Raw genomic sequence first — 26,441 nt, forward strand, 5'->3', positions numbered from 1 at the left:
GGATCCGTGCGAACGTCTGACGAACGGTTAAGTGACAGCGCACGCGAGTGGACGGCAAATGGGCAGCAAGAACAAGACGGTCTCCTTCCGCGTCAACGAGGACGCCTTCGAGGCGCTGCGGGAGATCGCCGACGAGCGCGACCTCTCGCTGTCGGCGGTGTTCCGCGACTACGTTGACACCCTCGTCGCGCACGACGGACAGGTGGAGGTCGTCCCGGAGAACCGCGTCGAGGAGACCGACGCCGACGGCGAGTCGTTCCCGCCGACCGTCGAGGTGCCCAAGAGCTTCGTCCGCGAGCACGAGCGCCTGGAGCTGGAGGCCGAACACCTCCGCGAGCAGCTGGACGAGTACAAGGCGTTCGTCACGTACCTGCAGGACAAACTGGAGGAGGCCGACGACGGCGAGGAGGTCGTCTTCCTGGAGGAACTCGACGGCGACAGCGACGACGACGAGCCGTACCAGCTGGGGTAGCTACGCCGTCCGGCGCTCACTCCGTCACCTCGACGGAGACGGATCCCGGCCCGTCGTCCTCGACGACGACCGTGTACCCGGAGAACGCGAACTCGACCGCCAGGTCCGACGACCCGCGGTCGACCAGCGCGTCGAGCCCGTCCGCGTCGACGGCGTCGTACAGCCGCCCCTCGAGGCGGGCGGGGTCGCTCCCCTCCGCGGCGGCGACCCGCTCGACGACGCGTTCGCTCGCGGGACGGTCGGCGTCGGCTCGGGGGGGACTGGTCCGTTCGATCACGGCTTGGGGGTCGTCGCGGGCGGACATGAACACCTCCCGTCGCGAACCGCGATCAACCACGATTAACGCGACTTCGGGGTCGTGACGGTCGTTACGCCCGGGCTACCGCCCCCGGGTCGGCCCCTCCCCGGGCGGTTCGGGGGGTCGACACCACGGCGAGCCGTCCCGGTCCGGTCGACGCGCGAGGCCGCGAGGCGACGGGACGCGACTGCCGCCTACCGAGCCAGCGCGTTCCGCGCCTCGCGCGCCCGCTCGCGGGCCTCCTCGTCGCCCTCGACGGCCGCCAGCGACTCGGTCGCCTCCAGCGTGCGCACCGCCGAGTCGAGGAACGAGAGCACGTCCCCGGGGTAGGCGTACAGCATGTAGTCTTCGCCCATCACGTCGACGATGGCGTCCGGGCCGAGCCCCTGCGCGCGAAGCTCCAGCAGGTATCGGACGAACTTCCGCTCGGGGTGGCCGCAGTACGGCGCGTCGTCGCACCCGCAGTCGAGGAAGTCCTCGGCGAACTCCAGCACCCGGTCCCGGGTCGCCTCGTCGAGGTCGGCGAGGCCGTCGCCCGAGAACACCAGGTCCAGCGTCGCCCCCTTGAACGCGCCCTTCGGGATGTTGGCGTCCAACTGTGAGGCGATCTGCCGGTGGTTCTTGAGGTAGATCTTGTCCGTGATGGCCACTGCTGGATGACGATAGCGGATCCGGCGAGAAAAGCGCGACGGTCAGGCGGCGTCCCGGTCGTCGACGGGGGGACCGTCCGCGTCGCCGGCGCGGTCGGCGGCGCCGCCCGTGTCGTCGTCCGCCCTCGGCGCCCCGGAGTCGCCCCCGGCCGCCGCGTCCGCTCCCGGCTCCGTCTCCGATGTCGGCTCCGCCTCCGCGGCCGGCAGCGACACGACGACCGCGGTGCCGTGCGGGTCGCGGTCGCGGACGCGGACCTCGCCGCCGAGGCCGCCGACGACGGTGTCGACGACGTGGAGTCCCTTCGCGGCCCCCACCTCGTGGTCGAACAGGTCCGCGCGCGCCTCCGGGGGGATCCCCGGGCCGTCGTCGAGGACGCGAACGCGGACGCGGTCGCCGGCGCGTTCGGCGTCGACGCGCACGGTCGCCTCGCCCTCGTGGTGTTCGATCGCGTTCTCGATCAGGTTGTCGAGGACGAGCCGGAACGCCTCGTTCACGGGGGCGGTCAGTCCCGCCGGCACCTCGCTCGCGACCGTCGCCGCCGGGTACGCGGACCGGGCCGACGCGACGGCCTCGTCGACGAGCGGCGCGAGCGGGACCGGGTCGGGGTCGGCCTCCCCCGCGACGGTCTCGGCGACCGTCCGCGCCAGTTCGGTCCGCTCGACGACCCGGCGGGCGCGGTCGCGGACGACCGACGCCGCGGTCCGCCCGTCGGCCGTCGCGGCCCCCGCGTCGAGGTCCTCGGCGTAGCCGGCGATGATCGCGGCGTCGTTGCGGACGTCGTGTCTGAGCATCCCGTTGACGAACGCCAGCGAGTCGCGCGTGCGGGCGACAGACCGGGCGTGCTCGCGGCTCCGCGCCCGGTAGGTGCCAGCGAGCGAGCCGGTCAGGAACCCCGCGCCGACGGCGGTGAAGAGGACGAACTCGGGCTCGGCGACCGGCCGCCCCTCGGCCGCCCGGATCGCCATCGTGAGCGCCATCGCGAGGCCGAACGCCAGCCCGGTGCCGGCGCCGAACGCGGCCACGGTCCGTCGGCTCTCGCGGTCGCGGTCCGACCGCGCCAGCCCGACGCCGACGGCGACCACGCCGACCGCGAGGCCGCCGTCGAGCACGAACGCCGCCGTCGGCCCGACCCGGCCGCCGACGACCCCCGGCTCCCGGACGACGTGGTGGTAGGCGGTCGCGAGAAACAGCGTCGCGCCGAGGAGGGCGGTCCCCGCCGCCGCGACGTCCCACTCGTACCGGGCGCGCTCCATGCTCGGTTGCTCGCACGGGCGGACAATAAATGGGAGACAAACGAATGACACGCCGAGGGTCGGCGGCCCGGGGAGCGCCCCGGTCTCTCACAGGTCAGCCGAGGGCCTCGACCGCGGACGAGACGGCGCCGACGTCGAGCGTGTCCTCGGGGTCGTCCGCGCGCCACGTGAACCGGACGGTCCGGTCCTCGTCGACGACGACGGCGGCGCGCTCGGGGACGTTCCGATGTCCCTCGACGTCGGCCCGGAGGCCGTACGCGTCGGCCACGCTCCCGTCCGCGTCTGCCAGCAGCGGGTAGTTCACGTCGTGCTCGGCGGCGTACGCGCGGTGGCTGTACACCGAGTCGCCGCCGACACCGAGCACCGCGGAGCCCTCGACGAGGGTCAGCCAGTCGGCGTCGCGGACGGTGCACACCTGCTCGGTGCAGGTCGGGTGGAAGTCGAACGGGTAGAACACGAGCACGACGGTCCACCCGCGGTCGGTGTACTCCTCCAGGCTGTACTCGTCGGTCCCGCCGGGGTCCGCGCCCGGCAGCGTGAACGTCGGCGCGGTATCGCCTCGCCCGATCATGGGTGTGGGTACGACCCACGCGCCCCTCGTCGTTCCGCCCTCGTGCGTGTGTCTCGCACACAGAGTGGCGGGGGGAGTCGTAACGTATTTCAGTCACACCGGGCTACTTACGAGTGCGTGTCCGGGTTGGGGTAGTGGACTATCCTTCAGCCTTGTGGAGGCTGAGACGCGGGTTCAATTCTCGCACCTGGACTGTTTCAAAATTCTTACACTTTTTCGGGCGAGTTCACTTCCACTCTGAGGGTGGTACATAAACAGTCTCTCCTGAATCTATTCGTATGCAGGTCGTCTGACCGGCATGCGACTCCGAGTTCGGAACCAACCGCGGGATGCGTGTTCATCATAGTAGAAGCCATGGAGCGACGCTTCCGAATCGCAACTGTTCGGAATGTGGGGCGCCGTTCTATTCCGCACACGAGCGACGGTACTGTTCCGAGTCGTGTTTGAAGAAGAACGTCTCGAAGGCGGGCGAACGCAATCCCAACTATCGTGGAGCTACCACCACGACGTCCTGTGAACGATGTGGCTCCGAGTTCGAGTATTATCCATCCGAAAAGAAGGGTATCTTCTGTCCGGATTGTGTGACGGGCGGGAACTGGCGGAAGCCCCCACGGCTGTCAGGTGAGCGCAACGGTCGCTGGAACGGTGGACCGTCCGAGTTTGACTGTGCGGTCTGTGGCCGAACGGTGATGAGATATCCGAGCGAAACGAGTGACAACGTGCTGTGCAGCGACTCCTGTCGAGCGGAGTGGTTGTCGAAGACGTATTCGGGTGATGGTCATCCGAACTGGAAAGGCGGACCGATCGGGTGCTACGGACGCGGATGGCGTTCGGTTCGCCGGGCGGCGCTTGATCGTGATAACCACACGTACCAGGTTTGTGGGAAACGCGCCGACGAAATCGGCCGAAACCCGGACGTCCACCACATCGTCCCGGTTCGGGTGTACAAGAACGCCGAACGGTACGAGCTATCTGACGCTCATCACCTCGAAAACGTCATTTGCTTGTGTGCCGGATGCCACCGCGCGGCCGACTCCGGTGCGATCAACAGACGAATGCTGGCATGTTTAGCGTCGAAACGCTCGGAGTGATCGACAGGTGCCTCAGTTCGAGGACCTCCGTTCCTCACCGAGATAGGTAAGGCGGCGGGAACGCGTGATGATAGACTGATCGGGCCCCTTCACACGCTCCGGCCGCCCACGTCGGGGAGGACGCCGGCGTCGCCGGTGAGGCCGAGCGACTCCTTGCCGCCGCTCTGGATCACGTTGAACGCGGTCATGAGGTCGGTCCGGGAGATGAGCCCGACGAGGTCGCCCTCCTCGTCGAGGACGGCCAGCCGGCCGACGCCGCGCTGCTGCATGGTCTCGAGGGCGGTCAGGGCGTCCGCGTCGGGGGTGACGCTGGCGATGTCGGTCTCCATCACGTCGTCGACGGTGTAGGCGTCCCGCTCCACCTCGCGGACGCCCTGGGCGTCTTCGAGGGTGACCATCCCGACGAGGGTCCCGTTCTTCAGGACCGGGTAGCCGGTGTGGCGCTCGCGGAACATGCGCTCCATCAACTGGGCGACGCTCGTCCGCGGTTCGACGGTGTGGAGCTTCTCGCGGGGCGTCATGATGTCGCCGACGGCGACGCCCTCGAAGGCGGCGCGCATCGTGGTCTGCTGGGCCTCGCTGGAGGCGGCGATGTAGATGAAGAACGCGAGGCCGACCGTGAGCCAGTTGCCGCCGAAGAGGCCGACCAGCCCCAGCAGGAACGCGAACACCTTCCCCACCTCGGCGGCGATCTGGGTCGCCCGCGCGTGCGGCCGGTTGCGCGCCAGCAGCGCGCGCAGCACCCGGCCGCCGTCCATCGGGAAGCCGGGGAGCATGTTGAACGCCGCGAGCACGAGGTTCATCAGCGCGAGGTAGCCGACGACGAACGCGGCCGTCGCGGGGAGGCTGACGCCCACGAGCACGACGTACGCGAGGACGCCCAGCGCGACGGAGACGACCGGGCCCATGATCGCGATGGCGAACTCCTGTTTCCAGTCCTCGGGCATCTCCTCGAACTGGGCGACGCCGCCGAACAGCCACAGCGTGATCGCCTTGATCTCGTAGCCGTAGCGCATCGCGGTGAGCGAGTGGCCGAACTCGTGCAGCAGGACGGAGACGAACAGGCCGACGGCGGCGACGGTCCCGAGCACCCACGGGAGGGCACCGACGGTGAGCGCGTCGGCGGCGATGGCGACGCCGAAGGTGTCGGAGACGACGCCGGCGAACTCCCCCACCTGGCTCCCGATGAGATACGCGAACAGCGGGAGGATCAGGAGGAACGTCCAGTTCAACTGGATCGGGATGCCGGCGACCCGCCCGACACGGATTCCTCGCATACCTCGGGGTAGTCCCCGATGGCGTATAAACCCGGCCGCCGGGACTTATCACGGTTCCCGCGGAACCATCGCCCATGAGCGACACAGACGACCCGACGACGGCGACCGGGCCGGCGCCGGTCGTGAAGCGCGGCGAGGAGACCCCGATGACCGCCGTCGACGCCGGCGAGGGGATGTCCAAGGCGGTCCTCCTCGACGAGTCCGACGGCGCGCCCCACTTCGCGATGCGCCGGTTCGAACTCGCGCCCGGCGCGCACGTCCCGAACCACACGAACGAGGTCGAACACGAGCAGTACGTCCTCTCGGGCGAGTACACCGTCGGACTCGACGGCGAGGAACACAGGGTCGCGGCGGGCGACGCGCTGCTCATCCCCGCGGGCGTCCCCCACTGGTACCGTAACGACGGCGACGAGCCGGGGGCGTTCGTCTGCGTGGTCCCCCACGGCGACGACACGATCCGGGTGCTGGACGAGGAGTAGCCACCTCCGGGGTGGCGGCGTCCGCGGTGGCGCGTGCCGGCTGCACTCCTGTCGCAGCCGGACGCGCGCGAGGGATGAGGGAGTTCGTGAGCGGGGCGAACGGACGACCGAATCGGCTGGGGAGGACGTGGTGGCGGTGCGGTGCTGTCGGGTGGGACTGAAAGCGGCTCCCGGTCCCCGTCGCGACGGCAACGATGTCACGACCGGTAACGCTCCACAGCGACGGTGCCGCCGTCGGCGACACTCCACAGAGACGGCGCCGCCGTCGATCGCGACACGCACCCGCACACGGAAGCCGAATCCCTGAAATACCGCATCCGCCTACCCCACACCAAGCGATCACCGTGTCCGAGCAACTCCCGCAGGTCGAGACCCTGTTCCTCCACGAGCGCGACGCCGGCGACGAGTTCACCGTCGTCGTCGAGCGCGACGGCTCCCGGGTCCTCCACGGCGTCCTCGAACTCAAGGAGGCCGACGCCGGCCCGCGCCCGCGCCGCTTCCGCGTCAAGCGGAAGGGCGGCGAGGAGCCGCGCCAGCCCGACCAGTTCGTCGACCTCGCGCGCTCGGCCCGCCGCATCCGCATCTCCGAGCAGACCGGCTCGCGCGCCCGCGCCCGCCTGCTGGAGATGCTCTCGGCGTACCAGCTCGACGCCAAGCAGGTGCGCACCTGCCGCTACTGCGCCAACGACGGGCGCTACTCCCCGGTCACGAGCGACACCGCGGTGAAGGCCGACCGCGACTTCATCTGCCGGGACTGCGCCAAGCGAGAGTTGGAGCGTGAGCTCTCCTACAAGGGGCAGTTCACCGGCACCGCACAGGAGCGACTTGAGGAGCTGCTGTTCGAGGTGCAGGACCTGGAGCGCATCACGAACCTCCTGCAGGGGAACCTCGACCCCGACCTCACGAAGTTCGACACCGTCTCCGCGACGACCGACGAGATCGACCCCGTCCCCACGGACTCGCTGAACCTCCATCCGGCGCTCCAGGAGCACGTCGAGGGCCGGTTCGACGAGCTGCTCCCGGTGCAGAGCCTCTCCGCGAGGAACGGCCTGTTCGACGGGGACGACCAGCTCGTCGTGAGCGCGACGGCGACCGGAAAGACGCTCGTCGGCGAGCTCGCGGGCGTGAACCGCGCGCTCAACGGGCAGGGGAAGCTGCTGTTCCTCGTGCCGCTGGTCGCGCTCGCGAACCAGAAGCACGAGGACTTCGAGGAGCGCTACGGCGACGTCCTCGACGTGACCATCCGCGTGGGCGCCTCCCGGATCAACGACGACGGGAACCGCTTCGACCCGAACGCGGACGTGATCGTGGGCACCTACGAGGGGATCGACCACGCGCTCCGCACGGGCAAGGACATGGGCGAGATCGGCACCGTCGTCATCGACGAGGTCCACACCCTCAAGGAGCCCGAGCGGGGCCACCGCCTCGACGGGATGATCTCCCGGCTGAAACACTACACCGAGGAGCGGGGTTCGCCCGCCCAGTGGGTGTACCTCTCGGCGACGGTCGGCAACCCGGAGTTCCTCGCCGAGCGCCTGGGCGCGACGCTCATCGAGTTCGAGGAGCGGCCCGTCCCCATCGAGCGTCACGTCACCTTCGCCGACCAGCGCGAGAAGGTCGACATCGAGAACAAGCTCGTCAAGCGCGAGTTCGACACGAAGTCCTCGAAGGGGTACCGCGGGCAGACCATCGTCTTCACCAACTCCCGCCGGCGCTGTCACGAGATCTCGCGGAAGTTGGAGTACGACTCCGCGCCGTACCACGCCGGGCTGGACTACAAGCGCCGCAAGACCGTCGAGCGGAAGTTCGGCGACCAGGAGCTGGCGGCGGTCGTCACGACGGCCGCGCTGGCCGCCGGCGTCGACTTCCCCGCCTCGCAGGTGATCTTCGACACGCTCGCGATGGGAATCGAGTGGCTCTCCGTCCAGGAGTTCGAGCAGATGCTCGGGCGCGCCGGCCGGCCGGACTACCACGACGAGGGGAAGGTGTACGTCCTCGTCGAGCCGGACGCCAGCTACCACAGCTCCATGGAGGGCACCGAGGACGAGACGGCGTTCAAGCTGCTGAAGGGGGAGATGGAGGACGTGAAGACGGTGTACGACACGGCCTCGGCGGCCGAGGAGACGCTCGCGAACGTCGTCGTCGCCGGCACGGGCGCCAAGAAGCTCAACGACCGGATGATCGGCGAGGTACCGACGACCCACGCCGTCGGGAAGTTGCTGGAGTGGGAGTTCATCGACGGCCTCTCGCCGACGCCGCTGGGACGCGCCGTCGCCGAGCACTTCCTCGCGCCCGACGACGCCTTCCGCATCCTCGACGGCATCCGCAAGGACAAACACCCCTACGACATCGTCGCGGACATGGAGCTGGCCGACGAGGAGCTGTAGCGGGGCCGGGAGTCCGTCGGGACCCGCACCGCGGGGGTCGCGCCGGCGACGACCCCGTCCTCGACGGCCCGCGCGGGCGGCTACCGACCCGGGCCGCGGGGCGGTCGACGCCCGTGTCGGCCCCCGAGCCACTCCCCTCGCGGGTCTCGTGCCCGTCGTTCCGGCAGAACCGGCCGCCCCCCGCCGGACCGCCCGGGTGCCGGGTTGCTCGCGGTCCTCGCGGATCCGGTCCACGATCCACGCTGCGACGACCCCGGACGCCCGCGTCCCGCGATCGATCGCCGGTCGTCCCCCGTTCCCGCATCCTTTTTCCCGTCCCCCGGCGTCGCACTCCCCGTGATCGCGCCCGAGGTCCTCTACGTCTTCGCGGTGATCCTCGCGGCGCTCGTGCTGTTCGTGACCGAGCCGGTCCCGGTCGACATCACCGCCATCGGGGTCCTCGTCTCGCTCCTGCTCGCGGGGCCGGTCACGGCGGCGCTGGCGGGGGTCGGACTGCTGTCCGCTCCGTTCGAACTCGTCACCGTCGAGCAGGGGCTGTCGGGGTTCGCGAACCCGGCGACGCTGACGGTGCTCGCGATGTTCGTCCTCTCGGAGGGCGTGCGGATGACCGGCATCGTCCAGCGCCTCGGCGCGTTCATCTCGCGGCTCACGGAGGGCAGCGAGTCGAAGCAGCTCGGCGCGACGATCGGCGTCGTCGGCCCGATCTCCGGCCTGATCAACAACACGGCCGCGGTCGCGATCCTCCTCCCGATGGTGATCGACCTGGCCGAGCGCGGGCGGACCTCCCCCTCGAAGCTGCTGCTCCCGCTGAGCTACGCGTCGATGTTCGGCGGGACGCTCACGCTCATCGGCACCTCGACCAACATCCTCGCGTCGGACCTGTACGCGACGCTCGCGCCCGCCGACGTGGCCCGGCAGTTCGGGATGTTCGAGTTCCTCCCGCTCGGGTCGGTCCTGCTGGTCGTCGGGTCGCTGTACCTCCTGACGGTCGGGCGCTGGCTCACGCCCGCGCGGATCGAACCCCGCGCCGACCTCACCGAGGAGTTCCGGATGGCCGACTACCTGACCGAGGTCGTCGTCCGCGAGGACTCCCCGCTGGTCGGCCAGCGCGTCGAGACGGCGCTGACGGAGACGGAGTTCGACGTGGACATCGTCCAGCTCGTGCGCGACAACCGGACGTTCCTCGAACCGCTCGGACAGAAGGAGATCCGCGCCGGCGACGTGTTCGCGGTGCGAACCGACCGGGCGACGCTGGTGGAACTGCTCGACGTGGAGGGGCTCGACCTCGTCCCGGAAGTCGTCGACGAGGCGGAACTGGAGGGCGCCGAGGACGCGAGAAACCTCGTGGAGGTGATCGTCGCCCCCGGCTCGTCGCTGGTCGGCGAGTCCCTCGCGTCCGCCAGCTTCCGCCAGCGCTACGACGCGACGGTGCTGGCGTTCCGGCGCGGGGGCGAGCTGGTCCGCCAGCGCATGGACCGCATCCCGCTGCGGGTGGGCGACACCCTGCTCGTGCAGGCGGGGGAGGCGTCGATCGAACGCATCGACGCCAACCGGAACCTCATCCTCGCCCGCGAGATCGAGACCCACGACTGGCGCCGGTCGCGGACGCCGGTCGCCGTCGGCATCGTCGCGCTCGTCGTCGGCCTCGCGGCCGCGGACGTGCTCCCCATCGTGGTGTCGGCGCTGGCGGGCGCGCTCGCGATGGTCGTCACGGGTTGTCTGAAGCCCGGCGAGGTGTACGACGCCGTCGAGTGGGACGTGATCTTCCTGCTCGCGGGCGTCATCCCGCTGGGCATCGCCATGCAGACGTCCGGGGCCGCGGGGCTGATCGCCGACGCCGTCGTCGCCGGCGCGGACGTGCTCTCGCCGCTGCTCCTGCTCGGGTCGTTCTACGTCGTCACGGCGCTGCTCACCAACGTCATCTCCAACAACGCCAGCGTCGTGCTCATGATCCCAGTCGCCCTGCAGGTGGCGGCGACGCTCGGGGCGAACCCGCTCGCGTTCGCGATGGCGGTCACGTTCGCGGCCTCGACGGCGTTCATGACGCCCGTCGGCTACCAGACGAACCTCTTCGTCTACGGCCCCGGCGGCTACCGCTTCAGCGACTACGTCCGCGTGGGCGCGCCCCTGCAGGCCATCTTCGCGGTCGTGACGACGCTCGGCATCCCCGTGTTCTTCGGGCTCGGGTTGTAGAGCGACGGGTGTGTGACGGGGTCGACGGGAACGGCGACGAACGGAACGGTTTAGTTCGTCGGGGGAGCGTGTTCCAAAGGAGGGACCGTGGGGTAGTGGTATCCTCTGGCGTTTGGGACGCTTGGACCCGAGTTCGATTCTCGGCGGTCCCACTCCGCTGTCGTCCGTTCGCGGCACGAGTTCATACCCGATAGCGGCGCAAGCGACGTATGCGTCCGATCGACGAACTGCCGAGCCATCGGAAGGGGGAGTATACCGAGTCCGTCGTGATCGCCGAGCTACAACGACGCGGCGTTCCGGTTTCGCGACCGGTCGGCGACAACGAACGATACGACCTCGTCCCCCAGTCGGATCACGAATTCCGCTCGGCACAGGTGAAGACCGGTCCGGTGATGAACGGATGCGTGTACGTTCGAGGGAAGTCCCAGCACACCAACTCGCAGGGACACGTGTACAAGACCTACGACGACGAGGTGGACTGCTTCATCGTCTACTGTCACGACCTGCAGACGATGTACCTCGTCCCGGCCGACGTGGTCGGAAGCGCGATGCACCTGCGCGTCGAGGATCCGGAGCAGCACGACTCGTCGATCAACTGGGCTGAGGACTACGAGTTCGACGCACGCTGGCCGGACATCCGGCCGGTCTGACACCGCGTCTTGTACCGGTCATACCGACGCTCGGCGGCGCCTGTCCGGGATCGCCACCGGGGCCGACGACTGTCGGCTGTACGCTCTTGACAGTCGAGTGATCACCTCCTCGAGCGTGCCCACGCACGGTCCGCTACACCCAACGAGAGGGCGGCGGCGCCGCGGTGACCCTACCGCGGCGGATACGTGTCGTGCCAGGGGCGGACCCGCTCGAACGCCCCGCTCGCGGCCAGCACGTCCGTGTCCGCGAACCGGTCGCCGACGATCTGGAGGCCGACCGGAAGCCCGCCGTCCGTCAGGCCGGCGGGGACCGACGCAGCCGGGTGGCCGGTGAAGTTGATCGGGTAAGTGAGACACCAGCCGATGAGCGGGTCGACCGGCTCGCCCTCGACCTCGGTCGGCCCGACCGTCTGGACCTCCGGGTCGTCGACGTTCTCGACCGGCGGGACCGCGAGCGTCGGGGTCACGAGGAGGTCGTGGTCGACGAAGACGTCCTGGATCGCGTCGTAGACCTCGGTTCGGACGTGGTCGTCGCGCTTGAGGTCGATCATCGTCTGGTCCCGGGTGTCCTCCAGCAGTTCCGCGAACTCCTCGCAGAGCTCGTCGCGGTGGTCGCCGAGGAGGTCGACGCCTTGGTCCTTGAACCCCTCCACCGCGGAGTGATACAGCGCCCCGATCTCGCGGATCCACAGGTCCGCGAGGTCCTGCTGGGAGTGGTCGATCCCGAGGTCGACCTCCTCGACGGCCGCACCCGCCTCCTCGAAGGCGTCGACGGCGTCGTCGACGACGCGGCGGACCCGCTCGTCGACGGGGAAGACGTCGAACGTCGGGCTGTACGCGACGGACATGCCCTCGATCCCCCGCCGGACCGCTCCCCTGTAGTCCGGGTCCTCGTCGGGCACGCTCAGCGGGTCGCGCGGGTGCGGTCCGACCATCACGTCGAGCATCAGCGCGGCGTCCTCGACGGTCCGGGCGATCGGCCCCGCGTGGATCGTCGGCGTGTGCGAGAGGAACGCGTCCGGCCGGATCGCCTGCGCGACCCGCCCGTAGGACGCCTTGAACCCGTAGACGCCGCAGAAGGACGCCGGGATCCGGACGGATCCGCCCCCGTCGGACCCCTGAGCGATCGGCACGATCCCGTCGGCGACGGCCGCCGCGCTCCCGCCCGATGACCCGCCGGCGTTCCGGTCGAGGTCGAACGGCGTGCTCGTCGGGCCGACGATCCGGTTGTCGGTCGTCCCCTTGTGGCCGAACTCCGGCGTGTTGGTCTTGCCGACGACGATGGCGCCCGCCGCCTCGAGGCGCTCGACGTACGTCGCCGACTCCTCCGGGACGAACTCCCCGAAGGGCTTCGACCCCATCGTGTTCCTGACGCCCGCCTTGAAGTCGAACAGGTCCTTCACCGCGATCGGGACGCCGTGCAGCGGGCCGAGTTCCTCCCCCGCCTCGACGGCCCGCTCGGCCTCCCGTGCCCGGTCGCGCGCGTCCTCCTCCAGGACCGTCACGAAGGCGTTCAGGTCGGCGTCCCGGTCTCTCACCCGGTCCAGACAGTCGTCCACGACCTCGACGGGCGAGACGGCGCCGCGTCTGATCCGGGCCGCCAGTTCCGCCGCCGAGGTTGGCTCCGTCCTCGATGACATGCCCTGTCGTGTTCGCTGTGAACACTATTCAATCCTATTTCCATTCCGGTTCACAATACGGCTATCCGTGCGTCCCGCCCGCGGTCGATCTCCCTCACGGGCCGCGGTACCGGGACGGAAACCGACCCGGCCCCGCGGGGTCGGTCTCCACTTCCGCTCGGAGGCGACAGTTCTTACCTGATGAGGTGACTATCGGTACGCAATGAGCCAGGCCGCCGAGGGACAGGACGTCGACGCGTTCCTCAGCTTCTATCGGACCTACTACAGCGACGAGATCGCGCGTCTCGCGCAGAACTACCCGAAGGAGCAGCGCTCCCTCTACGTCGAGTACGACGACCTCTTCACGTACGACCCGGATCTGGCCGAGCGGTACCTCAACCGCCCCGGCGAGATGCAGGAGGTCGCCGAGGAGGCGCTGCGCACCTACGACCTCCCGGTCGACATCTCGCTGGGGCAGGCGCACGTCAGGCTCCGGGGGCTCCCGCGGGAGAACACCCTCGACATCCGCGGCATCCGCGTCAGCGACGACCACATCGGCTCGATGGTCGCGGTGCAGGGCATCGTCCGCAAGGCGACCGACGTGCGCCCGAAGATCGTGGAGGCGGCCTTCGAGTGCCAGCGCTGCGGGACGATGACGTACATCCCGCAGAACGACTCGGGGTTCCAGGAGCCCCACGAGTGTCAGGGCTGCGAGCGCCAGGGGCCGTTCCGCGTCAACAACAACGAGTCGAAGTTCATCGACTCTCAGCAGCTCCGGGTGCAGGAGTCGCCGGAGGGGCTGCGCGGCGGCGAGACGCCCCAGAGCATCGACGTGAACCTGGAGGACGACATCTGCGGACAGGTGACGCCGGGCGACCACGTCACCGTCGTGGGCCGCCTGGAGATGGAGCAGGTGACGAGCGGCCAGGAGAAGACGACCGTCTTCGACCCGTACATGGAGGGCGTCTCGGTCGTCATCGAGGACGAGGAGTTCGAGGACATGGACATCACCGACGAGGACAAACAGGAGATCCTCGAGCTGTCCACCCACGACGACATCTACGACGAGATGGTCGCCTCCGTCGCGCCCTCCATCTACGGCTACGAGCAGGAGAAGCTCTCGATGATCCTGCAGCTGTTCTCCGGCGTGACGAAACACCTCCCGGACGGCTCGCGGATTCGGGGGGACCTCCACATGCTGTTGATCGGGGACCCCGGAACTGGTAAATCGCAGATGTTATCATATATCCGAAATATCGCTCCGCGATCCGTCTACACCTCCGGGAAGGGCTCCAGTTCGGCCGGTCTGTGTGTGACAGGCGACACACTGATCCACACTGAGGATGGCCTCCGCGAGGTCCGCGATCTTGCGACAGAGGAACACCCCGACCCAGTTTCCGAGGAGACGAGCGCGGCGAAGCGTGTCGGTCTACAGACGTTCGACGGGGACGCAGGAGCGATGGTCAACCGCGAGTCCTCGCACGTCTGGCGGATGCCCGAGAAGCCGTGTCGACGGATCGAAACTGCCCACGGCAAGTCGCTCACGGCTTCGGAGAACACTCCGGTGTTGACCTGCGGAGCGAACGGCTTGGAGTGGGTCGCTGTTTCCGATATCGAGCCGGGACAACACGTCGCCGTCCCACGGTACAGTGACCTCGACCGACAAGAGGTACCCGTCAGGGAGTTCCTCGAACTCACGACCGAGAAACTGGACTTGGCCGACGAGTCGGTGGAACTACTCCGCGACGCGCTATGTGACCGCTTCGGACACCTCCGTGCCGCGGCAGCCGCACTTGACCTCTCGGAGGACTTCATCTACGACTCCCTTCGCAATCGGCACATCCCGCTTGCGAAACTCGATCGCATTCTCGACGCGGTCGAGTTGACCCGCGAGGACGTCGCGTTCGACCGACTGATGATCCGGCACGGGGACAGCATCACCGTCCCGGAGACGTTCGACGAGGACCTCATGTACCTTCTCGGACTCGTATTCGGTGACGGAGACATTTCGTTGGATCGCCGTGGCGGCAACCGCGGGATGGTGCGAATATCCAACGGGAACGAGGCGCTGTTGCAGCGGGCATGCGATATCTTCGCTGCAAAGTTCGACAAACGCCCCGAGATCGAGCGCCAGGAGGACCGTGTGCCGTGTATCAGGGTCGGTAGCGCGACGATCGCGCGGCTGTTCGCCAACGCGGGCATGGAGACGCCGAAAGTCGATCTGGAACTCGCGCCCGAACTGACTACTGCAGCTCACGCGGACGCATTCCTTCGCGGCCTGATGGACGCCGACGGATCGGTATCGGCCCGCGATGACGGCGGATCGAGCGTACTCGTTTCGACGATCAGCGAGAAACTGGCCGAGCAGATCCAGTTGATGCTGGAGACGTACGGAGTCCGCGCCCGTCGACGCGAACGTGACCGGCGAGGAACCAACGAACTCGAGGACGGACGGACGATCGAGTCGAAGCACGTTCAGCACTTCGTCGAACTGTACGGCGCAAACATCGAGCGGTATGCGAACACGGTCGGTTTCGAAGCCGACGATAAGCGGGAGGCACTGGATCGGATCACGGACGATGCGACCCGCCGTGAGGAAACGATACCCGTCGGGCCGGCGCTCGTCGCGACCGATGGTGCCGGCGGCGCGTATCACACGAACGTCACGCGCGGTGACAACCCCGGTCGCGACCGGGCACGAGAGATCCTTGACCAGATCGAGTTGGGCGAGGCGGAACCTGCCGTCCGGGAAGCTGTCGAGGCCGACCTCCGGTGGGACCGCGTCACCGACGTGAGCGATGTCGGCGAGCGCGAGGTGTTCGACCTGACGGTCCCGGAGACACACAACTTCGTCGGCAACGGCGTCGTAACCCACAACACTGCCGCCGCGGTTCGCGACGACTTCGGCGACGGCCAGCAGTGGACCCTGGAGGCCGGTGCACTCGTACTCGCCGACAAGGGGATCGCCGCTGTCGACGAACTGGACAAGATGCGGTGTGTAACGGGTGACACTCTCGTCCACCTCGCTGATGGTCAGGTCCGACGGATCGCCGAACTCGCCGACGAAGCGGCCGAAGACGGATCGATCGAGCCGCTCGCGAACGGGCGGACTATCCGCGACGTAGAATTCGACGCGTGGACGATGACCGACGACGGACAGATCGTGCGGCGACCCGTCACGGCAGTCCACGAGTACGAGGCGCCGTCGTCACTCACGGAGGTAACACTCGCAACTGGCGAGCGGCTCACCGCTACCGAGGATCACCCGTTCTTCGTCCGAGAAGACGGAGACCGTGTCGAACGTGCGGCCGGTACCCTCGGTGAGGGGGATTGGGTCTACGTTCCGCGAGCAGTTCCAACACCGGCGGCTGACGGCGGTGCCGATGCGGCTCGGTCGTCTCCGTCAGACTGTCGTCTTCACCGAGAAGACGAAGTAGGTCCTGCACTCGGTGCCGTTCTCGGTTATCTCTCCGGCGACGGAAACGTCCACTACGACCGATCCGGTGGGAGCTACGGGATCCGCTTCACGAACGCCGAGGAGGAACTCCTTTCGGACTTCGAGGACACCTGTGAGATCGCGTTCGGCGCGGATACAGTTCGCCACCCCAGCGAGCAACGTGCGGACGGTGTCGAGACTGTCCGTCTTCACGGAAAGGAGTACGCAGATACGGTTCTCGACGCGGGAATGAATCTGGAAATCTACGACGGAAAGTCGTTCCCTGCAGGTGTCTCCGATGGTTCGCGCGAGACGAAGGCGGCGTTCGTCCGTGCGCTTGCCGACAGCGAGGGGTCAGTCGATACTGCTACCGGAAATGTCCGGATCCACTCCTCCAGTTATGAACTGCTCCTCGGAACGAAAGAACTCCTGCTGGAGTTCGACGTTTCGAGTCAGATCCAGACACGTGAACGACCCGACAGTCGGGACCTGTACGTTCTCGCGATCACCGACGCCGAATCGCTCGCCGCATACGCTCGCCACGTCGGATTCGAACTGAGCCGGAAACGCGAAGCGCTCGACGAGGTGGTCGAGTCCGTATCCGGCGATCGAACGATCCTTGACGTGATCCCGGGTGCGGGCAGAGCGCTCCGTGAGTCACGCGAAGCGCTCCGTCTGTACCAGCGAGAGTGTGGGATCGATTCGGCGACGTACTGTGAATTCGAGCAGGAACACGCAAACATCTCGATCCACCGTGCTCGCCGCGTGCTCGATGCGTTCGAAGGCCGAAAGCGGCGTGCAGCCTCGGACACCGAGACGCTCTCTTCGGCAGACGACCTTACGTGGGACCAATTAGGGACCCTCCGAACTCGCTATCATGTCTCCCAGCGGGAACTCGCCGAGGGAACCGAGTTTAGCCAACAACAGATCTCCCGCCGGTGGAGAGACGACGAGCGAATCCGGGCTGCTGTTCGAGACAGAATCTCGGCTATCGTCTCGGAGGCTGCCGAGACGGATCTCTCGGAACTGCGCTCGCTCGTCCGTGGCGACGTGAAATGGCGTCGCGTCGAATCCGTGGAGGAAGTCCCGGCGGGTACGGTGGACGACCGCGTCAGTGTGCTCCGCGAGAAGTTGAGCGACATCCTCGGCGGAACCAGCGACGATGTCGTCGAGCGCGCCACACGTCTACTTGAGAGGTCCCCGGCGACGGATTCGTGGCACGCACTCGCCGATGAACTGGACCGCCACAATATCTCGCAACGTGCTGTAGCAACGGATCTCGATGTCGCACAATCGAGTGTCTCGCGCTGGTTCTCCGGGACTGTCTCGACCGACCGATTCGTCGACGTTCGTTCGGCCGCAGAAGATCGGATCAGCGCTGTCCGGGACGAGATCCGGCGACTGGTCGAAGCGATCGAGTCCGCCTCGACGCCGAACGTGTACGACCTCACCGTCGAGGGAACGCACAACTTCATCGCCAACGGGATGGTCGTCCACAACTCCGAGGACCGCTCCGCGATGCATGAAGCATTGGAACAACAGCAAATTTCGGTATCTAAAGCCGGAATAAATGCAACTCTTAAATCCCGATGTTCCCTCCTCGGCGCGGCCAACCCCAAGTACGGCCGCTTCGACCAGTACGAGCCAATCGGCGAGCAGATCGACCTCGAACCCGCCCTCATCTCGCGGTTCGACCTCATCTTCACCGTCACGGACAGCCCGGACCCGGAGCACGACGCCGAGCTGGCGGACCACATCCTGACGACGAACTACGCGGGCGAGTTGAACACCCAGCGCACGGAGATGGCGACCTCGAACTTCACGCAGGAGCAGGTGGACGAGGTCACCCAGGAAGTCGCGCCCGTCATCGACGCGGAGCTGCTGCGCAAGTACATCGCGTACGCCAAGCGCAACTGCTACCCGACGATGACCGACGAGGCGCGGGCGGCGATCCGCGAGTTCTACGTCGACCTGCGCTCGAAGGGCGCCGACGAGGACGCGCCCGTGCCCGTCACCGCCCGGAAGCTGGAGGCGCTCGTGCGCCTCTCGGAGGCGAGCGCGCGCGTCCGCCTCTCCGACACCGTCGAGGAGGAGGACGCGACCCGGGTGATCGAGATCGTGCGCTCGTGCCTGCAGGACATCGGCGTCGACCCCGAGACGGGGCAGTTCGACGCCGACGTGGTCGAGACCGGCACCAGCAAGAGCCAGCGCGACCGCATCAAGAACATCAAGGAGCTGATCGAGACGATCGGCGAGGAGTACGAGGACGAGCCCGGCGCGCCCGTCGACACGATCCTCGAGCGCGCCGACGAGGTGGGGATGGACGCGGGCAAGGCCGAGAAGGAACTGGAGAAGCTCCGGACGCGCGGGGAGATCTACGAGCCCCAGTCCGGCTACGTGCGGACGACGTAGATGGACCGCATCTCCGCGCTCCGGAACGTCGAGGACGCGATCCGCGCCTTCGAGGACGGCGAGGCCGACCTGCGCGAGACCGAGCGCCGCGTCGCGACCGTCCTGCGGACGTACGCCACCGAGTTCGAGGTGGCGGACCGCCGGGCGTTCCGCGTCGTCGACGGGCCCGGGGAGGGGCGCGTCGTCGTCGCCGGCGACCCCGCGGAGGCACGCGAGCGGGCGGCGACGCTGGCCTCGGCTGACGCCGCCGGCGGTGACGCCGACGGTTCCGGCTCGGGAGCGGCCGACCCCGCCGTCGACCCGGCCGACGTGACCGTCGAACCGCTGTAGTTCCGGGTCAGCGGCTCGGTTCTTCTCTCGGAGTATTTATATTGTATGCGGAGTAATTGAATTTATGATACTCGTCGTGACGTTCTCGCGCGGGGCGCGGACGACGCTCCGCAACGTGTGTCGCAGCCACGACGACACCGTCGTCCGGCGGTTCGGGCGGGCGGCGCTGCTGTCGGAGACGGAGTGGGGGGCGTTCCTCGCGTGCCGCCTCCGGGCGAAACACGGCGCCGACGTGCAGGTCGAGCGCACGGAGCCGTTCAACGAGTTCGCGGCGGTACGCCCCGCGGTCCGGGAGGCGGCCGCCGCCTACGAGGACCGCGACGCCCCGAGCACGCCGTACGCGAAGTTCGCGGCGGGCGCCGACCGCGACCACCCGGACCCGGCGGCGATGCGGGACGCGGAGCTGTGAGGCTCCGGATCGCCGGGCGGACGTACCGCGGGCGGGCCGCCGACCTCCGCGGCGTCGACGTCGGTCCCGGGGACGTCCGGGAGGCGCTCGGGCTCGACCCCGAGGACGTGCTGGCGACGGCGACGCCGGACCCGCCGGCGGCGACGCGGGTGCTCGCGGCGGCCGCCCGGGCGCGGGGCCACACCCACCCACACGACGACGAGATCCGGCGGCTGCGCGCGGCGGCGGCGGAGGCGGACGCGACCGTCGCGGCGGCGGGCGACGCGACCGGGGCGCTCGCGAGCGCGCGCGAGCGGGTCGCCGAGGCCGCGGCCGACGTGGACCGCCTCCGGAACCGGGCGGCGACCCTGCGGGGCAGGCTCCGCGAGCGCCGCGAGCGTGACGACGCCGACATCGAGCACCACCCCGGAGGCGGCCCCGCCGCGTCGACACCGGGCACCCCGACGGACCGCGAGACCGCCGGCGACGCGGCGGCGGCGTACGCCTCGGCGACGCGCGCGCTGACGGAGGCGGAGACCGAGCGCGTGGCGGCCCGACAGGCGCTGGCACGGGCAAGCGAGCGGGCGCGCCGGGCACGAGACGCGCGCGAGCGGCGACTCCGTCTCCGCGACGCGCTCGTCAACCGCCGGCGGGAGGCGCGGACCGACCTGGCACGCGCCGTGGCGCCGGCGTTCGCGGACGCGCTCGCGGCCCTCGATCCGGGGATATCGCGGGACGGCGACCGCGGGGACCCGTTCGACGACGGGGGGCGATTCGATCCGGTCGACCTCGCCGGCGACCCGGTCTCGGCACACCTCGCGGCGGTCCGGCTGGCCGAGCGCGACGACCCGGTCGTGGTCGGGGTTCCGCGGTTCGGGGCGGCCGGGAGGGCCGCGAGGCGGCTCCGGAGCCCCGTCGTGCTGGTCTCGTCGCCGTAGCCCGCCGTCGCCGGCGCGGCCGTCGCGGAGGTTTATCGCCGATAGCGGCACCACCCGCCCCATGCCGGTCACGATCGACACGACCGTCGAGACGGCCGACGGGGTCGCGCTCGTCGGCGTCCGCGTCGACAACGACGAACCGGTCGCGCGCCGGGTGCGACTGCGGAACCGCCTCGACGGCCCCGTCCTGCCGCCCCGCCGCCACGGACTCCCCGAACCGGGGTGGTCGGACGACGGCTACGCCGGCGTCGTCGACGCGGGGGCGGAACTCGCGCTCGGATACGCGTGCGTCACGGACCCCGATCCGGGGGCGGACTGCTCGCCCGTCGAACTGGTGAGTGTCGGCGACCCCGCGGACGGGACCCCGGATCCGATGGACCGCGTGGTGTCCGACCTGCCGGACGCCACGCCGCCGGCGGCGGTGATCCCGTCGCGGACCGGGACCGGGGGCGGGTCGCCGACGGATCGGCGTCGCCCCTCCGGATCGACGGGGTCGAAGCCGGACCGGCCCGATCCGTCCGCGGACGCGGATGACGCCTCTCGACCCGCCGGCGAACGAGCGTCCCCGGACGCGCTCCCGCCGGCGGTCCGCCGGTATCTCGACGGGGCCGAAACGCGCGTCGGGCGGGCGGAGACGCTCGCGGAGGGGTCGTTCGCGGAGGCGACGGCGACCCTCGAATCCGGGGTCGCCCCGGCGGGGATCGCGGCGCTGGTCGCGGCCGACGCCGAGGCGCTCTCGGCGCTCGCGGATCGGGCGACGGAACTCTCCTCGCGGGCGACGGACGTCGACGTACCGGTCGAGGCGATGGAGCGGCTGGCGTGATCGTCGCCGTCGCCGGCGGGAAGGGGGGCGTCGGGAAGTCGACGCTGGCGTACAACCTCGGCGCGGCGCTGGACGCGCTGGTGGTCGACGCCGACCTCGGGATGGCTGACCTCCCCGGCGGCCCCGAGCGGGGACCGGACCTCCACGACGTGCTCGCCGGGCGGGCCGCCCCCGAGGAGGCGGTCCGCCCCGGTCCGGTCGACCTGCTCCCGTGCGGGCGAACCCTCGAGGGGGCACGGCTCGCGGACGTTCGTCGGCTCCGCGAGGCCGTCGCGGTCGCGGGGTACGAGCACGTGGTCGTCGACTCCCCCGCGGGGCTCCGGGCGGACGCGGGCGCGCCGCTGGCGGTCGCGGACGCGTGCGTGCTCGTCGCGTCGCCGACGCGGTGGGCGCTCGCGGACGCGGTCGCGGCCCGGACGCTCGACTGCGGGCTCGCGGCCGTCGCGCTCAACCGCGTCGTCGAGGACCCGCCGACGCGCGCGGTCGGGCGGGCGCTCGGCGCCCCGGCGACGGCGGTGCCTGCCGACCCGCGGCTCGCGCGCTCGCTCGACTCGGCGTCGCCGATAGCGGAGACCGCCCCGGAGTCGGCGACGGCGCGGGCGGTCGACGCGCTCGCGGCGGCCGTCCGTCGCTGTTCGGCGGTGTAGCCTCGACCCCCGCGGTCGCTCGTCCCTCCTCAGTCCTCCCCGCGCAGCTCGACGTACGAGGAGCGCAGCGTCACCGGCGTCACGTCCGCCACGTCGGCCGCGGCCGCCTGGGTACAGTCGGCGCCGCGGTCGCGGGCGGCGGCGTACAGACACGCCGCGGCGACGCCGCAGGGGTTTCGCCCGTTCGTGAGGCCGCGGTCGACGGCGACCGAGAGGTACTCGCGCGCGTCGCGCTCGACCTCGATCCCGAGGTCCAGTTCGCTGGCGAACCGCGGGAGGTACTCCGCCGGGTCGATCGGCCCGACCGGGAGGCCGAGTTCGCGGTTCATCGCGTCGAAGGCGGCGCGGAGTTCGTCGGCGTCGGCCTTCGCGTCGGCGACGAGTTCGCCCCGGGTTCGCGAGACGCCGGCGACGCGACAGGCCACGTACACCGTCGCGGCCGCGAAGCCCTCCAGCGAGCGGCCCCGGAGGAGGTCGGCGTCCTGCGCGGACTCGAACAGCGCGCAGGCCCGGTCGCGGATCGACTCGGGGAGTCCCGCGGCCGAGACGAGCCGCCTGATCTCGGTGAAGCCGTACACCCGGTTGCGGTCCCGTTTGGACGAGATGCGTGCCCTGGTGTGCTGGCGACGCATCCGCGCCCACTGGCGGCGCTTCCGCCCCTTCACGCGCGTGTGCCCGATCTCGGTCGAGAGGCCGCGGTCGTGACGTGACCGCGTCAGCGGGGCGCCCGTCCGGCGGGGGTCCCGATCGTCGTCGGCGAAGCTCCGCCACTCCGGGCCGCGGTCGATCCGGTCCTCGCGCACGACGAGGCCGCAGTCGGCACACACAGCCTCGTCGCCCTCGGTTCGCACTCGACCCTCGCACTCGGGGCACGCCGTCGTGCTCGTTGCCATACTCGAACGTCGGGCCCGAACCCATACTTAGGTGTGGGGGGATCCGGACCGCTCGACCGTCGCGAGCGTCCTCGAACGTACCGATAATCGGTACGTTGCTCTCGAAAAATCCCTTATCATTTCGACTCCGACAGAGAATTTTATACCGGATGCGGGACGAGACGGCGTATGGGTCTCTCCGACATCGCCGCCGGGATCGAGGTGACGGCGCGCCAGGAGGAGCGCGGCGTCGCCGCCGTCGACGCCACGGGGGGCGACCTCGCGGCGCGGCTGTCGCCGCACGCGGACGCGCTGGCGTGCACGCCGGAGGCGGCGGCGGTCGTCCTCGACACCCACGCCCGCGGCGTCAGCGTCGGCGAGAGCGCCCGCGAGGCGGGGGTGGCGCCGATGACGGCCGCGAGGGTGCTCCACCGGTGCGGCGTCGCCGGCGTCTCCCCGCTGTCCCCGACGGGCCGCCGGGTGGTCCGCGACTGGCTCGCGGGCGAACTCTCGCGCGTGGACGCGCTCGAACTCACGGGCGGCGACGAGGCGGCGTTCGCGCTCGCGTCGTACGTCGAGTCGCACGATCCCGTGCCGGAGCTGGCGGACATCGCCCGGGGCGCGCTGGAGGGGGGTGGGAACGCCAGCGTGGAGAAGCGGGACGCGCTCGGCGAGACGATGACTGCCGCCGTGGACCTCCGCTGACTCGCGTCGGCGTCCCCGTCACGGCGGCAGTCGGCGAGTTCCGTTTCGGACCTGCGCTGACGACGGGCGGCCGTCCCGTTCGAGCGCGCTCGGCGTCAGCCGTCGCTCCCGCGGACGCGCTCGACGCCCGAGCGCACGCGACCGAGGACGCCGGCGTCGTCGAACGCGACCGGCAGATCGACCCCGAACAGCGCCTCGGTCGCCGCGACGACGCCGGCGGCGAACCGGTCGTCCCCGAGGCAGGCGGGGGCGGCGGCGACCGAGCGCGGACCGCGCGGGACCGTCGCGTCCGCGTCGCCGTCGTGCGCGTCGTCCCCGACCACGACGGTCGTCGGGTTCGGGTCCGGCGCGTCGACGTCCCGGAGCACGTCCCGCTGTCGGTTCAGCGCGTCGGCGCCGCGGTCGCCGGCGGGCGCGACCAGCGCCACGCGGTCGACGGCGTGGACGGCCGCGACGGCCTGGTTCGCGGCGACCGGCGGCGCGTCCACGATCACGTGGTCGAACGAGCGGGCGGCCTCCCGGACGCGTGCCTCGAACGCCTCGGCGGCCTCGGGCGTCTTCGCACGGGCGACGCGCTCGAACGGCGCGCGCGCCGGCGCGAGAGCGACCCGGCCGTCGACGGGGAGGTCGAGGTCGGTCAGTCCGGCCGCGAGCGGGCGGTCGGAGTCGAGACACAGGGTCGTGAGGTCGGGGTCGATGCGGCCCGATACGTACTCGCTCAGCCCTTGGGTCGCGTAGGCGGCGTCGAGGACGGCCACCTCGCGCCCGCCGCGGGCGAGCGCGGCGGCACACTCCACGGCGGTTCGGGTCGTCCCGGCGCCGCCGACGGCGCCGACGAGCGCGAGGGTTCGGTTCCGGTTCACACGGCGAGTGCGTCCGTCTCCGCCATATACTTTCGCACCTGTAGTGTCGGAAATAGGTGTGCGGTGTACACGGCTGCGGTCCCCGTCCAGCGTCCGTCGCGGGCGCGTTCGCCGGTTCGGCCGACCGACGGCGCTCGCGGCCGGGCCATGGCGGGGTCGATCGGCCGCTCGGGGACCGACGTTGAGTGGATCCGTGGGCACACGACGGCTTCGCCCCCCGTGACGTCATTTCGTCTCGTGATCGGATAGTCGTCCCGTTCGTATCAGAACCGTCCGTCCCGAGCAAATGTCGCCTCTATCTGTGGTGGTTACGCCTCGATATCGTGTTGATGATTCTATATGAATTCGAGCGTGACGCGGCGCGCGGCGCTGAAGGCGATAGCGACGGCGGCGGTGGGGGTCGGGGCGGCGGGCGTCCGAGCGGCGCGGGCGACCCCGGCGCCGGACCGCTACGTCGTCGACACCTCCACCGTCGACGTGTCGTCGCTGTCGGGCATGGAGGTCCGCTACGACTTCGGGGAGCGCCTCGGGTTCGCGGTCGTCAGCGGGCCGGAGTCGCGCCTCCCGTCGGGCGGAGTGTACGCCCGGGGAATGGACGTGGAGATCGAGGTGCCGCGCCAGGAGGAGGCGGCCGTGGACGCCCGCGAGGTCGAGGACCCGTTCTACCGCCTGCAGTGGGACAAGCGGGAGCAGAGGGTCAAGCGGGTCCACACGCTGGAGGGCGAACGCGGCGCGGGCGCACGGATCGGGATCGTCGACGACGGGGTGCTCGGCGCGAACCCCGACCGCGACGCGGCCCACCCCGACCTCGGGAACGTGCGGTCGGACCTCTCGGCCAACCTCACCGACGACGGGAACGGACCGGGACCGCTGAACGACGACCACGGCACCCACTGTGCCGGGGTCGCCGCGGCCGGCGAGAACGGGACCGGCGTCGTCGGGACGGCACCGGAGGCGGAGATCGTCGACCTGCGGGCGTTCTCGGGCGGCGCGACCAGCTTCGCGGATATCGTGGCCGCGGTGGTCGTCGGCGCCGCGCCGGAGGGGACGCGGCTGAACCTCGGGACGCCGGACCGACCGCGGGTCTTCCACGGCGCCGGCTGTGACGTGCTGAACCTCTCGGTGGGAACGCCGCCGCTGGTGCCGGTCCCCGTCGTCGACGAGGACGGCGACGGCGACGTCGCGGACGAACTCCCCGACCTGCCGGACCCCTACGTCCCGGTCCCGGCCCGGGACCTCGCACTGCTGGGCGCGTTCGTCTCCGCCGCGGGCGCGTTCGCGGTCGGCGTCGGGGCGCTCCCGGTCGCGTCCGCGGGCAACAGCGCCGTCGACCTCGGCGCCGAGGTGGACCTCCCCCGCGGGTCCGCCCCGCCGGTCGTGCTTCCGGCGGGGGCGCCCGGCTACCTGAGCGTCGGCGCGACCGGCCCGATCGGGTTCGGCTGGCCCGCGAACGGGGACTCCGACACGGTCGCCGGGGTCGAGGTCGAGGCGGAGACCGACTACGAACTCCCCCCGGAGGAGGTCGCGTTCTACTCGAACTACGGGGCCGGGGCGGTCGACGTGACCGCCGGCGGCGGCAACTTCGACACCGACACCGTCGACGACGACGTCGAGGTCAGGCCGAACTCCTTCCTCGATCTGGTGTTCAACACGGGCATCGCGAACCTCGACCCGGACCGCCCGAACGACGCCGTCCTGGACGAGTACGTCCCGGGGTACGCGTTCAAGGCCGGCACCTCGTTCGCGGCGCCGAACGTCTCCGGCCTGGCGGCGCTGCTGTACGCGGCCGACCCGGACGCGACGCCGTTGGCGGTCCGCCGGCGGATCGAGGCGACGGCGAGGCCGCTCCGCGTGGGCCGGGCGGGCCAGACGACCGCCCCGGGAGTGACCCCGAACGTCGCCGACGACGACAGGTTCGACGGCGACCGGCCGAGCAACCCCGCGAGCCTCGACGGGCGGACGCTCGACCCCGAACGGTACCGCGGCGAGGGACACTACGACGTCGCCGCCGCGCTCGCGGGGTTCGGGGGCGACGGGGACGACGACGCTGACGGCGAAACAGGGGACGACTGACCCGGGTTCCCCG

Annotated in this window: 22 protein-coding genes and 2 tRNA genes; 16 read left to right on the top strand and 8 right to left on the bottom strand. The window is 70.2% G+C overall.

Annotation, left to right across the window (positions count from 1 at the left end; genetic code table 11):
* Positions 1–58: 58 nt before the first annotated feature.
* Positions 59–472, top strand: coding sequence for a ribbon-helix-helix protein, CopG family (locus tag ACQUQ1_RS06935; protein ID WP_435063543.1), 414 nt, complete (start codon positions 59–61; stop codon positions 470–472).
* A 16-nt stretch (positions 473–488) separates the two neighbouring features.
* On the opposite strand, the gene ACQUQ1_RS06940 is transcribed toward ACQUQ1_RS06935, so the two are convergent.
* From ACQUQ1_RS06940 to ACQUQ1_RS06955, 4 genes are all read right to left on the bottom strand, one after another.
* The gene (locus ACQUQ1_RS06940; protein WP_435063544.1) at positions 489–776 is read right to left on the bottom strand and encodes a HalOD1 output domain-containing protein; all 288 of its coding nucleotides are present in this window, start codon (positions 774–776) and stop codon (positions 489–491) included.
* A gap of 188 nt (positions 777–964) precedes the next feature.
* Positions 965–1,420 (bottom strand): DUF5814 domain-containing protein, encoded by a 456-nt coding sequence (locus tag ACQUQ1_RS06945; RefSeq protein WP_435063545.1) that lies wholly within the window; start codon positions 1,418–1,420, stop codon positions 965–967.
* Between the two features lie 42 nt (positions 1,421–1,462).
* Positions 1,463–2,674, bottom strand: a complete 1,212-nt coding sequence (locus tag ACQUQ1_RS06950; protein ID WP_435063546.1) for an ATP-binding protein — start codon at positions 2,672–2,674, stop codon at positions 1,463–1,465.
* A 94-nt stretch (positions 2,675–2,768) separates the two neighbouring features.
* Positions 2,769–3,245, bottom strand: a complete 477-nt coding sequence (locus ACQUQ1_RS06955; RefSeq protein ID WP_435063547.1) for a redoxin domain-containing protein — start codon at positions 3,243–3,245, stop codon at positions 2,769–2,771.
* Between the two features lie 120 nt (positions 3,246–3,365).
* Here ACQUQ1_RS06955 and ACQUQ1_RS06960 point away from each other — a divergent pair.
* Together ACQUQ1_RS06960 and ACQUQ1_RS06965 are read left to right on the top strand one after the other, a co-directional pair.
* Positions 3,366–3,438 (top strand) — tRNA-His (locus ACQUQ1_RS06960).
* Positions 3,439–3,934: 496 nt separating this feature from the next.
* On the top strand, positions 3,935–4,336 hold the full coding sequence (locus ACQUQ1_RS06965; RefSeq protein WP_435063719.1) for an HNH endonuclease: 402 nt from the start codon (positions 3,935–3,937) through the stop codon (positions 4,334–4,336).
* Positions 4,337–4,425: 89 nt separating this feature from the next.
* On the opposite strand, the gene ACQUQ1_RS06970 is transcribed toward ACQUQ1_RS06965, so the two are convergent.
* Positions 4,426–5,613 carry a CBS domain-containing protein gene (locus ACQUQ1_RS06970; protein ID WP_435063548.1) on the bottom strand — a complete coding sequence of 396 codons (1,188 nt, stop codon included), beginning with the start codon at positions 5,611–5,613 and terminating at the stop codon, positions 4,426–4,428.
* Positions 5,614–5,687: 74 nt separating this feature from the next.
* Between ACQUQ1_RS06970 and ACQUQ1_RS06975 the strand changes: the two genes are divergently transcribed.
* From ACQUQ1_RS06975 to ACQUQ1_RS06995, 5 genes are all read left to right on the top strand, one after another.
* The gene (locus ACQUQ1_RS06975) at positions 5,688–6,092 is read left to right on the top strand and encodes a cupin domain-containing protein (RefSeq protein WP_435063549.1); all 405 of its coding nucleotides are present in this window, start codon (positions 5,688–5,690) and stop codon (positions 6,090–6,092) included.
* Between the two features lie 344 nt (positions 6,093–6,436).
* Positions 6,437–8,479 carry a DEAD/DEAH box helicase gene (locus tag ACQUQ1_RS06980; RefSeq protein ID WP_435063550.1) on the top strand — a complete coding sequence of 681 codons (2,043 nt, stop codon included), beginning with the start codon at positions 6,437–6,439 and terminating at the stop codon, positions 8,477–8,479.
* 336 nt (positions 8,480–8,815) lie between these two features.
* A complete protein-coding gene (locus ACQUQ1_RS06985; RefSeq protein ID WP_435063551.1) occupies positions 8,816–10,672 on the top strand; it encodes an SLC13 family permease in 1,857 nt (618 codons plus the stop codon).
* Between the two features lie 81 nt (positions 10,673–10,753).
* Positions 10,754–10,824 (top strand) — tRNA-Pro (locus tag ACQUQ1_RS06990).
* A 57-nt stretch (positions 10,825–10,881) separates the two neighbouring features.
* Complete coding sequence (locus ACQUQ1_RS06995) at positions 10,882–11,322, top strand: group I intron-associated PD-(D/E)XK endonuclease (RefSeq protein ID WP_435063552.1); 441 nt, start codon at positions 10,882–10,884, stop codon at positions 11,320–11,322.
* A 170-nt stretch (positions 11,323–11,492) separates the two neighbouring features.
* On the opposite strand, the gene ACQUQ1_RS07000 is transcribed toward ACQUQ1_RS06995, so the two are convergent.
* Positions 11,493–12,962 carry an amidase gene (locus tag ACQUQ1_RS07000; protein WP_435063553.1) on the bottom strand — a complete coding sequence of 490 codons (1,470 nt, stop codon included), beginning with the start codon at positions 12,960–12,962 and terminating at the stop codon, positions 11,493–11,495.
* A 202-nt stretch (positions 12,963–13,164) separates the two neighbouring features.
* On the opposite strand from ACQUQ1_RS07000, the gene ACQUQ1_RS07005 reads away from it, so the two are divergent.
* From ACQUQ1_RS07005 to ACQUQ1_RS07030, 6 genes are all read left to right on the top strand, one after another.
* A complete protein-coding gene (locus tag ACQUQ1_RS07005) occupies positions 13,165–18,789 on the top strand; it encodes an LAGLIDADG family homing endonuclease (protein WP_435063554.1) in 5,625 nt (1,874 codons plus the stop codon).
* Positions 18,790–19,119 carry a hypothetical protein gene (locus tag ACQUQ1_RS07010; protein WP_435063555.1) on the top strand — a complete coding sequence of 110 codons (330 nt, stop codon included), beginning with the start codon at positions 18,790–18,792 and terminating at the stop codon, positions 19,117–19,119. It abuts the gene before it with no gap.
* Positions 19,120–19,183: 64 nt separating this feature from the next.
* Positions 19,184–19,528, top strand: coding sequence for a hypothetical protein (locus ACQUQ1_RS07015; protein WP_435063556.1), 345 nt, complete (start codon positions 19,184–19,186; stop codon positions 19,526–19,528).
* Positions 19,525–20,445, top strand: coding sequence for a hypothetical protein (locus tag ACQUQ1_RS07020; RefSeq protein ID WP_435063557.1), 921 nt, complete (start codon positions 19,525–19,527; stop codon positions 20,443–20,445). Before ACQUQ1_RS07015 ends, ACQUQ1_RS07020 begins: the two co-directional genes overlap by 4 nt.
* Before the next feature lie 61 nt (positions 20,446–20,506).
* Positions 20,507–21,268, top strand: a complete 762-nt coding sequence (locus tag ACQUQ1_RS07025; protein ID WP_435063558.1) for a hypothetical protein — start codon at positions 20,507–20,509, stop codon at positions 21,266–21,268.
* Positions 21,265–21,915, top strand: coding sequence for a MinD/ParA family ATP-binding protein (locus ACQUQ1_RS07030; protein ID WP_435063559.1), 651 nt, complete (start codon positions 21,265–21,267; stop codon positions 21,913–21,915). The genes ACQUQ1_RS07025 and ACQUQ1_RS07030 overlap by 4 nt, the downstream gene beginning before the upstream one ends.
* A gap of 29 nt (positions 21,916–21,944) precedes the next feature.
* Here ACQUQ1_RS07030 and ACQUQ1_RS07035 read toward each other — a convergent pair whose 3' ends face one another.
* Positions 21,945–22,808, bottom strand: coding sequence for a transcription initiation factor IIB (locus ACQUQ1_RS07035; protein ID WP_435063560.1), 864 nt, complete (start codon positions 22,806–22,808; stop codon positions 21,945–21,947).
* 168 nt (positions 22,809–22,976) lie between these two features.
* On the opposite strand from ACQUQ1_RS07035, the gene ACQUQ1_RS07040 reads away from it, so the two are divergent.
* A complete protein-coding gene (locus ACQUQ1_RS07040) occupies positions 22,977–23,492 on the top strand; it encodes a hypothetical protein (protein WP_435063561.1) in 516 nt (171 codons plus the stop codon).
* Positions 23,493–23,587: 95 nt separating this feature from the next.
* Here the strand turns inward: ACQUQ1_RS07040 and ACQUQ1_RS07045 are convergent, their stop codons facing one another.
* On the bottom strand, positions 23,588–24,355 hold the full coding sequence (locus tag ACQUQ1_RS07045; RefSeq protein ID WP_435063562.1) for a division plane positioning ATPase MipZ: 768 nt from the start codon (positions 24,353–24,355) through the stop codon (positions 23,588–23,590).
* Positions 24,356–24,694: 339 nt separating this feature from the next.
* On the opposite strand from ACQUQ1_RS07045, the gene ACQUQ1_RS07050 reads away from it, so the two are divergent.
* Entirely contained in the window at positions 24,695–26,428 is a 1,734-nt protein-coding gene (locus tag ACQUQ1_RS07050; RefSeq protein ID WP_435063563.1) for a S8 family peptidase, read from the top strand.
* The last annotated feature ends 13 nt before the right edge of the window (positions 26,429–26,441 follow it).

This window comes from Halobaculum sp. EA56, from assembly GCF_051195075.1.
Classification (GTDB): Archaea; Halobacteriota; Halobacteria; order Halobacteriales; family Haloferacaceae; genus Halobaculum.

Bases quoted from the DNA above. Each gene is read 5' to 3' on its own strand.
- ACQUQ1_RS06975 (WP_435063549.1), top strand. From the start codon at position 5,688: ATGAGCGACACAGACGACCCGACGACGGCGACCGGGCCGGCGCCGGTC.
- ACQUQ1_RS06955 (WP_435063547.1), bottom strand. From the start codon at position 3,245: ATGATCGGGCGAGGCGATACCGCGCCGACGTTCACGCTGCCGGGCGCG.
- ACQUQ1_RS07015 (WP_435063556.1), top strand. From the start codon at position 19,184: ATGATACTCGTCGTGACGTTCTCGCGCGGGGCGCGGACGACGCTCCGC.
- ACQUQ1_RS06940 (WP_435063544.1), bottom strand. From the start codon at position 776: ATGTCCGCCCGCGACGACCCCCAAGCCGTGATCGAACGGACCAGTCCC.
- ACQUQ1_RS07010 (WP_435063555.1), top strand. From the start codon at position 18,790: ATGGACCGCATCTCCGCGCTCCGGAACGTCGAGGACGCGATCCGCGCC.
- ACQUQ1_RS07005 (WP_435063554.1), top strand. From the start codon at position 13,165: ATGAGCCAGGCCGCCGAGGGACAGGACGTCGACGCGTTCCTCAGCTTC.
- ACQUQ1_RS07050 (WP_435063563.1), top strand. From the start codon at position 24,695: ATGAATTCGAGCGTGACGCGGCGCGCGGCGCTGAAGGCGATAGCGACG.
- ACQUQ1_RS06995 (WP_435063552.1), top strand. From the start codon at position 10,882: ATGCGTCCGATCGACGAACTGCCGAGCCATCGGAAGGGGGAGTATACC.
- ACQUQ1_RS07025 (WP_435063558.1), top strand. From the start codon at position 20,507: ATGCCGGTCACGATCGACACGACCGTCGAGACGGCCGACGGGGTCGCG.
- ACQUQ1_RS06970 (WP_435063548.1), bottom strand. From the start codon at position 5,613: ATGCGAGGAATCCGTGTCGGGCGGGTCGCCGGCATCCCGATCCAGTTG.
- ACQUQ1_RS06950 (WP_435063546.1), bottom strand. From the start codon at position 2,674: ATGGAGCGCGCCCGGTACGAGTGGGACGTCGCGGCGGCGGGGACCGCC.
- ACQUQ1_RS06935 (WP_435063543.1), top strand. From the start codon at position 59: ATGGGCAGCAAGAACAAGACGGTCTCCTTCCGCGTCAACGAGGACGCC.
- ACQUQ1_RS07035 (WP_435063560.1), bottom strand. From the start codon at position 22,808: ATGGCAACGAGCACGACGGCGTGCCCCGAGTGCGAGGGTCGAGTGCGA.
- ACQUQ1_RS06965 (WP_435063719.1), top strand. From the start codon at position 3,935: ATGAGATATCCGAGCGAAACGAGTGACAACGTGCTGTGCAGCGACTCC.
- ACQUQ1_RS07000 (WP_435063553.1), bottom strand. From the start codon at position 12,962: ATGTCATCGAGGACGGAGCCAACCTCGGCGGCGGAACTGGCGGCCCGG.
- ACQUQ1_RS07040 (WP_435063561.1), top strand. From the start codon at position 22,977: ATGGGTCTCTCCGACATCGCCGCCGGGATCGAGGTGACGGCGCGCCAG.